Genomic DNA, 12,755 nt, shown 5'->3' on the forward strand with positions numbered 1-12,755 from the left:
CGATGAAGGACGTGGCACGCTGCGATAAGCGTGGGGGAGCCGTGAGCAGGCATTGATCCCGCGATTTCCGAATGGGATAACCCACCTTCACCATTTAAGACTGCTTCTGGAGCGATCCAGGGCCAGTGTTAAATGGGAGAGGTATCACTAAGCTGAATAAAATAGGCTTTGGTGAAGCGAACCCGGAGAACTGAAACATCTCAGTACCCGGAGGAAAAGACATCAACCGAGATTCCGTTAGTAGTGGCGAGCGAACGCGGACCAGGCCAGCGCCTGGGATATAATTAGCAGAACGCTCTGGAAAGTGCGGCCATAGCGGGTGACAGCCCCGTATGCGAAAATGATATTCCAGGACTTGAGTAGGGCGGAGCACGTGAAACTCTGTCTGAACATGGGGGGACCACCCTCCAAGCCTAAATACTCGTACATGACCGATAGTGAACCAGTACCGTGAGGGAAAGGTGAAAAGCACCCCGATGAGGGGAGTGAAACAGTACCTGAAACCGGATGCCTACAAGCAGTGGGAGGGTCCTTGAGACCTGACCGCGTACCTCTTGCATAATGGGTCTGTGACTTAGTGTATCAAGCAAGCTTAAGCCGTTAGGTGTAGGCGCAGCGAAAGCGAGTCTGAATAGGGCGACCATAGTTTGATGCATTAGACCCGAAACCCGGCGATCTATGCATGACCAGGTTGAAGGTGCGGTAACACGCACTGGAGGACCGAACCGTTCAATGTTGAAAAATTGTCGGATGAGTTGTGCTTAGGGGTGAAAGGCCAATCAAGCCGGGAAATAGCTGGTTCTCCGCGAAATCTATTGAGGTAGAGCGTCGGATGATTGCCGTTGGGGGTAGAGCACTGGATGGTTGCGGGGGTCGCGAGATCTACCAATACTAACCAAACTCCGAATACCAACGAGTCTAGTCCGGCAGACAGACGGCGGGTGCTAAGGTCCGTCGTCAAAAGGGAAACAGCCCTAACCTACAGCTAAGGTCCCCAAGTCATCACTAAGTGGGAAAGCATGTGGGATTTCCAAAACAACCAGGAGGTTGGCTTAGAAGCAGCCATCCTTTAAAGAAAGCGTAACAGCTCACTGGTCTAAATAAGAGATCCTGCGGCGAAGATGTAACGGGGCTAAAGTGATGCACCGAAGCTTAGGGTTCAGTCTTTGACTGAGCGGTAGCGGAGCGTTCCGTAGGCCGTTGAAGCGGGAGGGTAACCGACCGTGGAGGTATCGGAAGTGCGAATGCAGACATGAGTAGCGATTAACAGTGTGAGATGCACTGTCGCCGAAATTCCAAGGGTTCCTGCTTAAAGCTAATCTGAGCAGGGTAAGCCGGCCCCTAAGACGAGCCCGAAGGGGGTAGTCGATGGGAACCACGTTAATATTCGTGGGCCTGGAGGTGTGTGACGGATGGCGTAAATGGTCTGGGCTTATTGGATTGCTCCAGGCTGTGAAGTTGTCCCAGGAAATAGCCCCTCCGTATAGACCGTACCCTAAACCGACACAGGTGGAATGGTAGAGTATACCAAGGCGTTTGAGAGAAGTATCCTGAAGGAACTCGGCAAATTGCCTCCGTACCTTCGGAAGAAGGAGGCCCCATATATGCGCAAGCACTTATGGGGGGCACAGGCCAGGGGGTAGCGACTGTTTAGCAAAAACACAGGGCTCTGCTAAGTCGGCTTCAAGACGACGTATAGGGCCTGACGCCTGCCCGGTGCCTGAAGGTTAAGAGGAGGAGTGCAAGCTCTGAATTGAAGCCCAGGTAAACGGCGGCCGTAACTATAACGGTCCTAAGGTAGCGAAATTCCTTGTCGGGTAAGTTCCGACCTGCACGAATGGCGTAACGACTTCCCCACTGTCTCCAGGATATGCTCAGCGAAATTGAATTCTCCGTGAAGATGCGGAGTACCCGCGGTTAGACGGAAAGACCCCGTGCACCTTTACTGCAACTTCAGAGTGGCATTAGGAAAGAGCTGTGTAGCATAGGTGGGAGGCTTTGAAGCATCGACGCCAGTTGATGTGGAGCCATAGGTGAAATACCACCCTGCTGTTTTCTGATGTCTAACCTCGCACCGTTATCCGGTGCAGGGACCCTCTGTGGTGGGTAGTTTGACTGGGGCGGTCGCCTCCTAAAGAGTAACGGAGGCGCGCGATGGTGGGCTCAGGACGGTTGGAAACCGTCTGTTAGAGTGCAATGGCATAAGCCCGCCTGACTGCGAGACTGACAAGTCGAGCAGAGACGAAAGTCGGTCATAGTGATCCGGTGGTCCCTCGTGGAAGGGCCATCGCTCAACGGATAAAAGGTACGCCGGGGATAACAGGCTGATGATTCCCAAGAGCTCATATCGACGGAATCGTTTGGCACCTCGATGTCGGCTCATCACATCCTGGGGCTGGAGCAGGTCCCAAGGGTTTGGCTGTTCGCCAATTAAAGTGGTACGTGAGCTGGGTTCAGAACGTCGCGAGACAGTTTGGTCCCTATCTGCCGTGGGCGTCGAAATTTGAGAGGAGTTGACCCTAGTACGAGAGGACCGGGTTGAACATACCTCTGGTGTACCTGTCGTCACGCCAGTGGCGCAGCAGGGTAGCTATGTATGGACGGGATAACCGCTGAAAGCATCTAAGCGGGAAGCCTCCCTCAAGATAAGATTTCACAGGACCGTGGAAGACCACCACGTTGATAGATCGGATGTGGAAGTGCGGTAACGCATGAAGCTAACCGATACTAATTGTCCTATTCGCGCTTAAGAGTCCCACCATCAACGACAATGCTGGTCATACAGCAGCGCTCGACGATCGTAGGTTGTTAAGCCAGCCCAGATATATGCTTACAAACACACACAAAACGTGCACGGTATCGATTATAACCCCCTTATATGCGCCCGCTTCATTGCTTGGTGACCATAGCGTCTGTGACCCACCCGATCCCATCCCGAACTCGGCCGTGAAACCAGTCTGCGCCGATGGTACTATTGCTCAAGCACTGGAAGAGTAGGGCGTCGCCAGGCATTGCAGCGCGCGCATATATCGGAAAATACATAAAACCCATTCACAACGTCTCGGCCCGTACCAACGGGCCGCAGGCCGCAAGGCCGAACGGCCGCCCGACCCCGGATCAAGTCCGGGGAGGAAAGCCAAGGGAACGGATGTTCCCGCCGGCGCTTGAGGCTAAACAAAAGTGACGCGGGATGGAGCAGCCCGGTAGCTCGTCAGGCTCATAACCTGAAGGTCGTAGGTTCAAATCCTACTCCCGCAACCAACACAAAGCATTGGCGAACGCAGTGAGCTTAGGCTTTGTGTTGTCCCGGCGAAGGCCGGGACCCATAACCCCACACACAACCCCGCCTGAACAGCGGGGTTTTTTATCGCCTACAACATGCGCAACCAACATGTCGGAGGCGGACACCTGCCGCCCCCGATCCCCCTATCACCGCTCGGCCCCTTCCAACTGTCGGCTGAAATACACCATCTGCATCGCCTGCAATCGTGCGCCTTGCGCGATATCCGCATCGCCCGAATGGCCACCGGCGGTATCTTCGTAGAAATAATAGGGCAGGCCATAATCCTTCAGCCGTGCTGCGAACTTGCGTGCATGTTGCGGCCCCACACGGTCGTCCTTGGACGTGGTCCAGATGTAGGGCACCGGATATTTCACACCCCGACGGATGTTCGCATAAGGCGAAATCTTCTCCAGAAACGCCTTCTCCGCGGGCACCGACACGCTGCCATATTCATCGACCCAGGATGCCCCGGCCGCGATCTGCTCGTACCGCACCATGTCCAGCAACGGCACCTGGATCGCGACCGCATTCCACAGATCGGGATGCTGGTTGAACGCCACCCCCATCAGCAGCCCGCCATTGGAGCCGCCATAGATGCCGAACTTTCTGGGCGACGATAATTTGCGCGCGAATATATCCTGCGCCACCGCGGCGAAATCGTCATAGATGATCTGCCGCTTGGTCTTCAGCCCTGCCTCATGCCAGGCCGGGCCGAACTCGCCGCCGCCGCGGATATTCGCCAGCACGAAACTATTGCCCCGTTCCAGCCAGAGCTTGCCGGTGATCGCCGCATAGCTCGGCGTCATCGGCACTTCGAAACCGCCATAGGCCGTCATGATCGTCGGCGTCGAACCGTCCGGCTTCATGTCTTTCCGATGGACGATGAAATAGGGGATCTTGGTCCCGTCGGTAGAGGTCGCCTCGAACTGATCGACCACCAGCCCGTCGGCGTCGAAGCGCGCGGGCATGGCCTTCACCTGGCGCGGCGTCGGGTTGGCGGCATCCAACGCCCACAGGGTCGTGGGCGCCAGGAAGCCGGACACCGACAGATAGGCATTGTCGCTCTTGTCGGTGGCGCTGACGATCGCAATCGTGGCGTTGTCGGGCAGGGAGACCGGTGTCGTGGTCCATGCGTCCTTGCCAGGCGCCAGCACCAGCACGCGTCCGCGCACATTGTCGTTGATCGCTACGATTACGCGGTTCTTCGTCGCCGCGACGCCGTCGATCGACTGGCGCGCATTGGGCGCGAACAGGATCTGCGGCCTCAGCGTCTCGCCCGCCTGCAACGCGGCGAGCGGCACCGCCGCCAGCGACCCCGACGGCACCGTCACGCCACCGCTTTTCCATAGCTCGCTGGTCTGGATCAGCACCTGCCCCTGGACCATGCCCTGCAACTGGCTCTTCGCCGGAAGCGGCAGCTTCTTCACGCCATCGGCCGTGACCAGATAGGTTTCGTTGCCGAAGAAGGTAACGCCACGATAGAGAAAGGCCGCGCGATGCCCTGCGCCATCCGACAGCAGCATCGGAAACGTCCCGACCTGATCACCAGGCGCACCCCGATAGATTTCCTGCGCCGCCGACAGCGGCTGCCCCCGCGTGAGCGTCTTCACCACGAAAGGATAGCCCGACGCGGTCAGGCTGCCGTCTCCCCAATTGCGGGCGAGCAGCAGCGTGTCCTTGTCCAGCCAGGCGACATTCTGCTTGGACGTCGGAATATCGAATCCGCCCGACACGAACTGCCCTTTGTCCAGATCGAATTCGCGCAGGCTGACCGCATCTTCCCCGCCGTCCGACAGGCTGATGAGCGCCAATCGCTCCTCGGGGTCCAGGATGGTCGCGCCCTTCCACACCCACTTCTTCCCCTCCGCCTTGGACAGGGCATCGAGATCCAGCACCGTGGTCCAGCGCGGCGCGGCGGTCGCATAGTCGGCCTCGCTCGTATGGCGCCAGATGCCCTGGGGATGATCGGCGTCGCGCCACAGATTATAGACGCGGCCATGGACCAGCATCGGCATGGCGATCCGGTCCTTGGCCGACGCGATCGCCAGCGCTTGCGCATAATAGCCTGCATAGCGCGGATCACCCTGCAGGGTCGCGACGGTCGCCTTGTTCTCCGCCTCCACCCATTGCATCGCGCGCGGGCCGGTCCAGTCTTCCAGCCAGACGAAGGGATCGTCGGCGGGCGCAGGCTGCGGGGCCGGGGCAGGGGGCGCACCTGCGCCTGTCAACATCGCGGCAGTCACCAACAACAACATCCTTTTCATCACATCTTCCCCCTTGGCGCGGCCAGCCGCCCCTGGCGATAGCGTCGCCGCAACAGCGCGCCCGCAACCAGCAGAGGTAACGCGCCCAGCATCAACAGGCTCCCGATCAGGCTGGGCGACCAGCCCCACAGGCTGTGCAGCCCGAAAGCGGATGGGGCCAGCACCAGCAGGAATCCCAAAGTCAGCAGCCACAACCCCCATCGTCGCGGCCGCACCGCCACCATGCGCATTTCATGACGCCATGCCTTGCGGCCAGCTTTGGTGGACAGATCGGGAGGCGGGTGGTCGAACATAAGGTGCTGGACCTTGTGGCCTTTCGTCCCTATCCTGTCCAGCATCCCCGGGGGACCGCGCACAGGCGGTTGAGAGGTGGCTGATGTGGCCACGACCCGTTGAACCTGATCTGGTTGAGACCGGCGTAGGGAGGGAACGGCTTGTCTAACCCGCAGACCGCGCCCGCCCTCCGCCCCGAACGTGGCGACAAGGAGGCGGACTTATGGACACGATTTCGGTTCTGACGCTGCGCCTGGCGGAGATTTTCGGTCTCTACATGATCGTCATCGGCCTGGGCGGCGTCGCCAGTCCGCAGCGCTGGCGCGCGGTCATGGACGATCTCAATCGATCGCCGGGCCTGGTTGTCGCGCTGGGTTTCGCCGTCTTCGCGGTCGGCGGTACGCTGGTGCTGATCCACAGCATCTGGACCGACCCGCTCGCTATCATCGTCAGCCTGATCGGCTATGTTGCCCTGATCGAGGGCGCGACGTTGCTGGCGGTGCCCGGCCCGCTGATCCGCATCGGCCACTGGTCGACGGGCTTCATCCGCATCTGGGCGATCGTCGCGCTCATTTTCGGTCTTCTCCTCTTCCTCGCGGGCCTCACCGGCCGCGCCACCATTTCCGTCTGAAAGGTATAAGCATGGCAGATGTCCCCGCCCGCACAGAGATGCGCGTCACCACTGGCCCCATCCGGGGATCGAAGAAGATCCATGTCGGCCCCTTGAAGGTCGCGATGCGCGAAATCCATCTGGAGCCGGGCTGCGGCGAGCCGCCGGTGCGCGTCTATGACACGTCCGGTCCCTATACCGATCCCGAAGCCCGCATCGACATCATGGCGGGCCTGCCGCAACTGCGCCGCGACTGGATTCGCGATCGCGGCGATGTCGAGGAATATGACGCGCGCGAAATCAAGCCGGAGGATAACGGCCTCAAAGGCCCGGATCGCTCCGCTGGCGTCCAGCCTTTCCCCAACCTCGTCAAGCGCCCCCTGCGCGCCAAATCGGGGGCCAATGTGTCCCAAATGCACTATGCCCGTCGCGGCATCATCACGCCGGAAATGGAATATGTGGCGGAGCGTGAAAATCTGGGCCGCGCTCGCCTCGCCGCCTATATCCGCGACGGCGAAAGCTTCGGCGCGTCCATCCCCGACTATGTGACGCCGGAGTTCGTGCGCGACGAAATCGCCCGCGGTCGCGCCATCATCCCCAACAATATCAACCATCCCGAATCCGAGCCGATGGCGATCGGCCGCAATTTCCTGGTCAAGATCAACGCCAATATCGGCAATTCAGCCGTCGCGTCCGATGTTGCGGCCGAAGTCGATAAGCTGGTCTGGTCGATCCGCTGGGGCGCGGACACGGTGATGGACCTCTCGACCGGCCGCAATATCCACGACACGCGCGAATGGATATTGCGCAATTCCCCCGTCCCGATCGGCACCGTCCCCATCTATCAGGCGCTCGAAAAGGTCGGCGGCATCGCCGAGGATCTGACCTGGGACATCTTCCGCGACACGCTGGTCGAACAGGCGGAGCAGGGCGTCGATTATTTCACCATCCATGCGGGCGTCCGCCTCGCCTATATCCCGATGGCGGCCAAACGCGTCACCGGCATCGTGTCGCGCGGCGGCTCCATCATGGCGAAATGGTGCCTCGCCCATCACAAGGAAAGCTTCCTCTACGAGCATTTCGACGAGATCACGGAAATCATGAAGGCGTATGACATCGCCTATTCGCTGGGCGACGGCCTGCGCCCCGGATCGATCGCCGACGCCAATGATGAAGCGCAGTTCTCCGAACTCTACACGCTGGGCGAACTGACCCACCGCGCCTGGAAACAGGATGTGCAGGTGATGATCGAAGGGCCGGGCCATGTGCCCATGCACAAGATCAAGGAGAATATGGAAAAGCAGCTCCAGGTCTGCGGCGAAGCGCCCTTCTACACGCTGGGGCCGCTCACCACGGACATCGCGCCGGGCTATGACCATATCACCAGCGGCATCGGCGCGGCGCAGATCGGTTGGTACGGCACGGCGATGCTCTGCTACGTCACGCCCAAGGAACATCTGGGCCTGCCCGACCGTGATGACGTGAAGGTCGGCGTCGTCACCTACAAGCTGGCCGCCCACGCCGCCGACCTGGCGAAGGGCCATCCCGCCGCGCAGGTCCGCGACGACGCGCTCAGCCGCGCCCGCTTCGAATTCCGCTGGCGCGACCAGTTCAACCTGTCGCTCGACCCCGAAACCGCCGAACAATATCACGACCAGACGCTGCCTGCCGAAGGCGCGAAGAGCGCGCATTTCTGCTCCATGTGCGGCCCCAAATTCTGCTCGATGAAGATCACGCAGGAAGTGCGCGACTTCGCCGCGAAGAAGAACCAGCCCGCCGACGGCTTCGTCGAAGCGGGCCTCACCGGCCGCGAAACCGCCGAAGCGAGCAAGGCCGCTGCGCTCAAGGGCATGGAAGAGATGAGCAAGCTGTTCAAGGCCACCGGCAGCGAACTCTATATGGGCGCTGGCGGAAGGGAGCATGATTGAGGCGGCGCTTTGCACGTGAAACCAACGGGTAGAACGGCCCATCTCATCGCTTAGCTGTTGACGATGGCGTGAGGGACAGCAACAACAGGCTGCTATTGGGAGTAAGATATGAGCGAACATTTGACAGCGCTGATGGAGGCCGCGCGTGGCAAAGCGATGTCGGGTGCAGAGAAGGAAGCACAGCGTAGAAGTTTTGCTTACGGAAACGCTCATATTGAGAACGAGCGAGTCACACGGGAAATGGTGGCGGCTGCGGCTGAGAAGCTTGGAAGTTTAGCCGAGTGAGCGAAGGACAGCGGCATAGCATTGCGGCAGATGCAACGCTAATTGACGATCCCGATGAGGTCGCTGTTCGGGAGTCTGAGAATGCTGTAGCGCAATTTGACCGCGTATTGGACATGGTCGATGAGATAGCGCGTGGCACGCGTCCGTTTCGCTTGCGGGCATCAATGATTCTTGATCTTCATCGAATTGCTTTGGATGGTTTATCAGCTTATGCCGGAAACTACAGACCGGCAGATATTGAGATTGGTCAGAGCAAGCACATTCCTCCCGCGGCACATCTTGTTCCATCTCTAATTGAAGAGATGTGCGAATATGTGATGGACAACGCGGAAACTAGTGAAGCTCTTCACTTATGCGCCTATGTAATGTGGCGGTTGAACTGGATACATCCATTTACCGATGGAAATGGACGAACTTCGCGTGCCTTGGCTTATTATGTGCTATGTGGAAAAGTGGGGTATCTGCTTCCTGGTAGTAAAACAGTTCCAGAGCAGATAGCTGCTGATCGTACGCCTTATTATCAAGCACTCGAGAACGCTGACAAACATCTAGTAGAAGGTAAGATTGATCTTACCGCTCTGGAGATGCTGCTGGATAAGTGTCTCGCGACCCAACTTCTTTCAGCATATAATGATGCCAAAGATCCAGCTGCCGGAAGTCCGAAAGATCGTAAACTTCACTGAAGTGGATGCAGAAGAGATTCTATAATTTTATCAGTTGTTTAGTGCGCAGTGCCTCTAGGAAAACTAACGCGCAGACTGGACAGAAAAAATCATGCCGCAGGTGATATGTATGGCTATCACGAGGTAAATGTTTTGATGAATGGATCCCTGCTGCCGGGATATGAATATCAATTCGCCGACTGGTTCCGCCACCATCTCGCCCCCGCTTCCTAACTCCTTTCCTATTTGGAAATCCTCTGATCTATCCTGATGGATGGAACAGCAGCCTTCCCCCAATCCGCCCACCAGCCCCGCCCCAAAACGCCGCGCCCGCTGGACGCCCGCGCTTCAGGCATCCTTTCTCGGCACCTTGTTGCAGACCGGTAGTGTTCGCCATGCCGCGCGCGCGGTGGGTCTGTCGCCGTCCAGCGCGCATCGCCTGCGCCGTCGCCTCGCCGACACGGAATTCGACCGCAACTGGGCGGAGGCGTTGTTCCTGCATGACCAGTTGATGACCCGCCCGTTGGCGATCGATCATGCGCGGACGCGCGCTGGCAGGCAATAGGAAGCGGCGCTTCGGGGACGCATCGGTGACGCTTCGGGGGCGCCTTGCGAGCGCTTCGGGCCGAAAACCCCCGCTATGGCGTGAACTTTGCGCGCCTTACCCCTGCAACAGCACTGCGCTGCGCCGCTTCTTCCATTCCAGCGACACGCCGATCCGTTGCGCCATCTGGCCGTCCCAATCGGTGGTCAGCCCCTGCGCTTCCAGTTGCTCCACGATACGATGGCCGATCGCGATCGCCGCTGCCTCTTCGCCCTCGCCGCACGCCCCATAGTTCAGATAGAGGCCGTGGCCTTCCACGGCGGATTCGGTGTCCTGCATATGGAAAAAGGCATAGCCTTCCACCACCATCCCCTCATCCTGCGCCGCCTCGATCTCGTCCCAGATTTCGGTTGCGCCGCATGTGCCGCAGCAGGTGAAATTCTGCCGGGCGACGATGCCTTCCTCCTCCAGGGCGGCAAAGGCGGCGTCCAGCCGGTCGCAATCGGTCATGTCCGACCAGTCCCGCTCGGCGGCGCGATGATCGGCCAGCGCCGCGCGCAGCGCGGCCGACGCCTCGATCCGGAGCAGCGGCCGGGGCAGTTCCTCCTCGAACACGTCATTGGCGTTGGTCAGGATCGCGTCGTCGTCGAAGAAGCCGCCCGCCACGTCGCGCCGCACCAGATCGCGCAGCGCCGCCACCGGATCATAGCTGGCGATGGGGCTGGGGGCGGGGCTGTTCGCCTCGCATATCTGGTCGCTACCGGCAGTCTTCGTTCCAAAAATCCGCTTCCACAAAGACCCGAACATGCGCCTGTCTGCCTCCTGCGATGCCACGCAGCTATCATGCCGCGCAGAAGAGCAAAGGAAAAGGGCCTAAAGCGCCCCTTTGTTCCAGCCGGTCGCGGGACGCCCCACAGCGCGGAGCCGAAGCCATGTCGCAGCGGCCCCGTCGCCCGATCCCGACCATTGGCACATCCTTGGCCAACACCATGCACCGATTCCATTGGATTGCCCCGCGATCGCGCTTACATAGCGCCCAATGCCACCCGATATCGCTTCATCCACGCCGATCCCGCCCATCTGGGCGACGCTCCGCCGCTTCCTGCCCTATCTCTGGCCTGCGGATTCGGCCCCGCTGCGTCGCCGCGTCGCGCTCGCCATGGGGCTGGTGCTGCTGGCGAAGGCGATCAGCCTCGCCATGCCCTTCGCCTACAAGGCCGCGATCGACCGGATGGCGCCCGGCATGGAACCGGCCGTCGGCCTCGCCATGGCGCTGGTCGCCGTCTATGCGGGTGCGCGCTTCGGCAGCGTCCTGTTCGACAACCTGCGCAATGCCGTGTTCGAAAAGGTCGGACAGGAAGCGGGGCGGCGACTGGCCGACGACGTCTTCATCCATCTCCACCGCCTGTCGCTGCGCTTCCACCTCGACCGCCGCACCGGTGCGGTCACGAAGATCGTCGAGCGCGGCACCAAGAGCATCGACACGATGCTCTACTTCCTGCTGTTCAACATCGCGCCGACCGTGCTGGAGCTGGTGGCGGTCTGCGTCATCTTCTTCGTCAAGTTCGGCGCTGGCCTGGTGGTCGCGACCGTGGTCATGGTTGCGCTCTATATCTGGTTCACCCGCACCGTCACCGAATGGCGCAACCAGCTGCGCCGCGACATGGTGGACATGGACACCAACGCCGTCGCCCATGCCGTCGACAGCCTGCTGAATTTCGAGACGGTCAAATATTTCGGCGCCGAACAGCGCGAAGCGACCCGCTACGGCATGGCGATGCGCCGCTATGCGCAAGCGGCGGTCAAGAGCGAGAACAGCCTCGCCTGGCTCAATATCGGCCAGTCGCTCATCACCAACCTCATGATGGCGGGGGCCATGGCCTATACCGTGTGGGGCTGGAGCGTCGGGCAGTTCACCACCGGCGACGTGGTGCTGGTCAATACGCTGCTCAGCCAGCTGTTCCGCCCGCTCGACCTGCTCGGCATGGTCTATCGCACCATCCGCCAGGGGCTGATCGACATGGAGGCGATGTATACTCTGATCGACACGCCGCAGGAGATCGCCGACGTGGCGGGCGCGACCGATCTTCAGGCCCGCGGCGGTGAAGTGCGCTTCGACCATGTCCGCTTCGGCTACGACCCGGAACGCGAAATCCTGCACGATGTCAGCTTCACCGTCCCGGCCGGCAAGACGTTGGCGATCGTCGGCCCATCCGGCGCGGGCAAGTCCACCATCGCCCGCATCCTGTTCCGCTTCTACGACATCCAGCAGGGTCAGGTCTCTATCGACGGGCAGGATATAGCCAGCGTCACCCAAGCCTCGCTGCGCGCCGCGATCGGCATCGTGCCGCAGGACATGGTCCTCTTCAACGACACGGTCGGCTATAATATCGGCTATGGCCGCGAAGGCGCGAGCCAGCAGGAGATAGAGGCGGCGGCCAAGGCGGCGTCCATCCACGACTTCATCCTCAGTCTGCCCAAGGGCTATGACACCCGCGTCGGCGAACGCGGTCTGAAACTCTCGGGCGGCGAAAAGCAGAGGGTGGCGATCGCCCGCACCCTGCTCAAAGACCCGCCTGTTCTGGTGCTGGACGAAGCGACCAGCGCGCTAGACAGCCGCACCGAAACGGAAATCCAGACCGTGCTGCGCGACATCAGCCGCAAACGCACGACCCTGGTGGTGGCCCACCGTCTGTCGACGGTGGTCGATGCCGACGAGATCATCGTGCTGGACCAGGGACATATCGTGGAACGCGGCCGCCATGCCGACCTGGTCCGGGCCGACGGCCTCTACGCCCTGATGTGGAACCGTCAGGCAGCGGAGCGGGAGGAAATGCCAGCCGAGCCGGGTATCGAGAATATATTTGAGGTGGTGACGCCCCGCTGAGCCTTTTGCTCAGGGGGCG

Annotated in this window: 9 protein-coding genes, 1 tRNA gene, 2 rRNA genes and 1 riboswitch (1 of these 13 cut by a window edge); of the genes, 9 read left to right on the forward strand and 3 right to left on the reverse strand. The window is 60.3% G+C overall.

What is annotated here, in order from left to right; translation table 11 throughout:
* The 3 genes from U5A82_RS03910 to U5A82_RS03920 all read left to right on the forward strand — a co-directional run.
* A 23S ribosomal RNA gene (locus U5A82_RS03910) occupies positions 1-2,750 on the forward strand (it extends 45 nt beyond the left edge of the window).
* A gap of 145 nt (positions 2,751-2,895) precedes the next feature.
* A 5S ribosomal RNA gene (rrf, locus tag U5A82_RS03915) occupies positions 2,896-3,010 on the forward strand.
* A gap of 174 nt (positions 3,011-3,184) precedes the next feature.
* A tRNA-Met gene (locus tag U5A82_RS03920) sits at positions 3,185-3,261 on the forward strand.
* A 168-nt stretch (positions 3,262-3,429) separates the two neighbouring features.
* On the opposite strand, the gene U5A82_RS03925 is transcribed toward U5A82_RS03920, so the two are convergent.
* A complete protein-coding gene (locus tag U5A82_RS03925; RefSeq protein WP_326288819.1) occupies positions 3,430-5,547 on the reverse strand; it encodes a prolyl oligopeptidase family serine peptidase in 2,118 nt (705 codons plus the stop codon).
* Positions 5,547-5,840, reverse strand: coding sequence for a hypothetical protein (locus U5A82_RS03930; protein ID WP_326288820.1), 294 nt, complete (start codon positions 5,838-5,840; stop codon positions 5,547-5,549). The genes U5A82_RS03925 and U5A82_RS03930 overlap by 1 nt, the downstream gene beginning before the upstream one ends.
* A 38-nt stretch (positions 5,841-5,878) precedes the next feature.
* A riboswitch (TPP riboswitch) is annotated at positions 5,879-5,989 on the forward strand.
* Between the two features lie 54 nt (positions 5,990-6,043).
* Here U5A82_RS03930 and U5A82_RS03935 point away from each other — a divergent pair.
* The 5 genes from U5A82_RS03935 (at position 6,044) to U5A82_RS03955 (ending at position 9,870) form a co-directional block, all read left to right on the forward strand.
* Complete coding sequence (locus tag U5A82_RS03935) at positions 6,044-6,451, forward strand: DUF2065 domain-containing protein (protein ID WP_326288821.1); 408 nt, start codon at positions 6,044-6,046, stop codon at positions 6,449-6,451.
* Positions 6,452-6,462: 11 nt separating this feature from the next.
* Positions 6,463-8,358, forward strand: a complete 1,896-nt coding sequence (thiC, locus tag U5A82_RS03940; protein ID WP_326288822.1) for a phosphomethylpyrimidine synthase ThiC — start codon at positions 6,463-6,465, stop codon at positions 8,356-8,358.
* A gap of 108 nt (positions 8,359-8,466) precedes the next feature.
* Positions 8,467-8,643, forward strand: a complete 177-nt coding sequence (locus U5A82_RS03945; protein WP_326288823.1) for a hypothetical protein — start codon at positions 8,467-8,469, stop codon at positions 8,641-8,643.
* The gene (locus U5A82_RS03950; protein ID WP_326288825.1) at positions 8,640-9,326 is read left to right on the forward strand and encodes a Fic family protein; all 687 of its coding nucleotides are present in this window, start codon (positions 8,640-8,642) and stop codon (positions 9,324-9,326) included. Before U5A82_RS03945 ends, U5A82_RS03950 begins: the two co-directional genes overlap by 4 nt.
* Positions 9,327-9,579: 253 nt before the next feature.
* Positions 9,580-9,870, forward strand: a complete 291-nt coding sequence (locus U5A82_RS03955) for a LysR family transcriptional regulator (RefSeq protein ID WP_326288827.1) — start codon at positions 9,580-9,582, stop codon at positions 9,868-9,870.
* A gap of 96 nt (positions 9,871-9,966) precedes the next feature.
* Here U5A82_RS03955 and U5A82_RS03960 read toward each other — a convergent pair whose 3' ends face one another.
* Positions 9,967-10,656 carry a DUF6891 domain-containing protein gene (locus U5A82_RS03960; RefSeq protein ID WP_326288829.1) on the reverse strand — a complete coding sequence of 230 codons (690 nt, stop codon included), beginning with the start codon at positions 10,654-10,656 and terminating at the stop codon, positions 9,967-9,969.
* 232 nt (positions 10,657-10,888) lie between these two features.
* Between U5A82_RS03960 and U5A82_RS03965 the strand changes: the two genes are divergently transcribed.
* A complete protein-coding gene (locus U5A82_RS03965; RefSeq protein WP_326288831.1) occupies positions 10,889-12,736 on the forward strand; it encodes an ABCB family ABC transporter ATP-binding protein/permease in 1,848 nt (615 codons plus the stop codon).
* Positions 12,737-12,755: the final 19 nt, after the last annotated feature.

Source organism: Sphingobium sp. CR2-8, from assembly GCF_035818615.1.
GTDB lineage: Bacteria > Pseudomonadota > Alphaproteobacteria > Sphingomonadales > Sphingomonadaceae > Sphingobium.

Coding starts and splice junctions, on each gene's coding strand:
- U5A82_RS03935 (WP_326288821.1), top strand. CDS start 6,044: ATGGACACGATTTCGGTTCTGACGCTGCGCCTGGCGGAGATTTTCGGT.
- U5A82_RS03955 (WP_326288827.1), top strand. CDS start 9,580: ATGGAACAGCAGCCTTCCCCCAATCCGCCCACCAGCCCCGCCCCAAAA.
- U5A82_RS03945 (WP_326288823.1), top strand. CDS start 8,467: ATGAGCGAACATTTGACAGCGCTGATGGAGGCCGCGCGTGGCAAAGCG.
- U5A82_RS03965 (WP_326288831.1), top strand. CDS start 10,889: ATGCCACCCGATATCGCTTCATCCACGCCGATCCCGCCCATCTGGGCG.
- thiC (WP_326288822.1), top strand. CDS start 6,463: ATGGCAGATGTCCCCGCCCGCACAGAGATGCGCGTCACCACTGGCCCC.
- U5A82_RS03925 (WP_326288819.1), bottom strand. CDS start 5,547: ATGAAAAGGATGTTGTTGTTGGTGACTGCCGCGATGTTGACAGGCGCA.
- U5A82_RS03960 (WP_326288829.1), bottom strand. CDS start 10,656: ATGTTCGGGTCTTTGTGGAAGCGGATTTTTGGAACGAAGACTGCCGGT.
- U5A82_RS03930 (WP_326288820.1), bottom strand. CDS start 5,840: ATGTTCGACCACCCGCCTCCCGATCTGTCCACCAAAGCTGGCCGCAAG.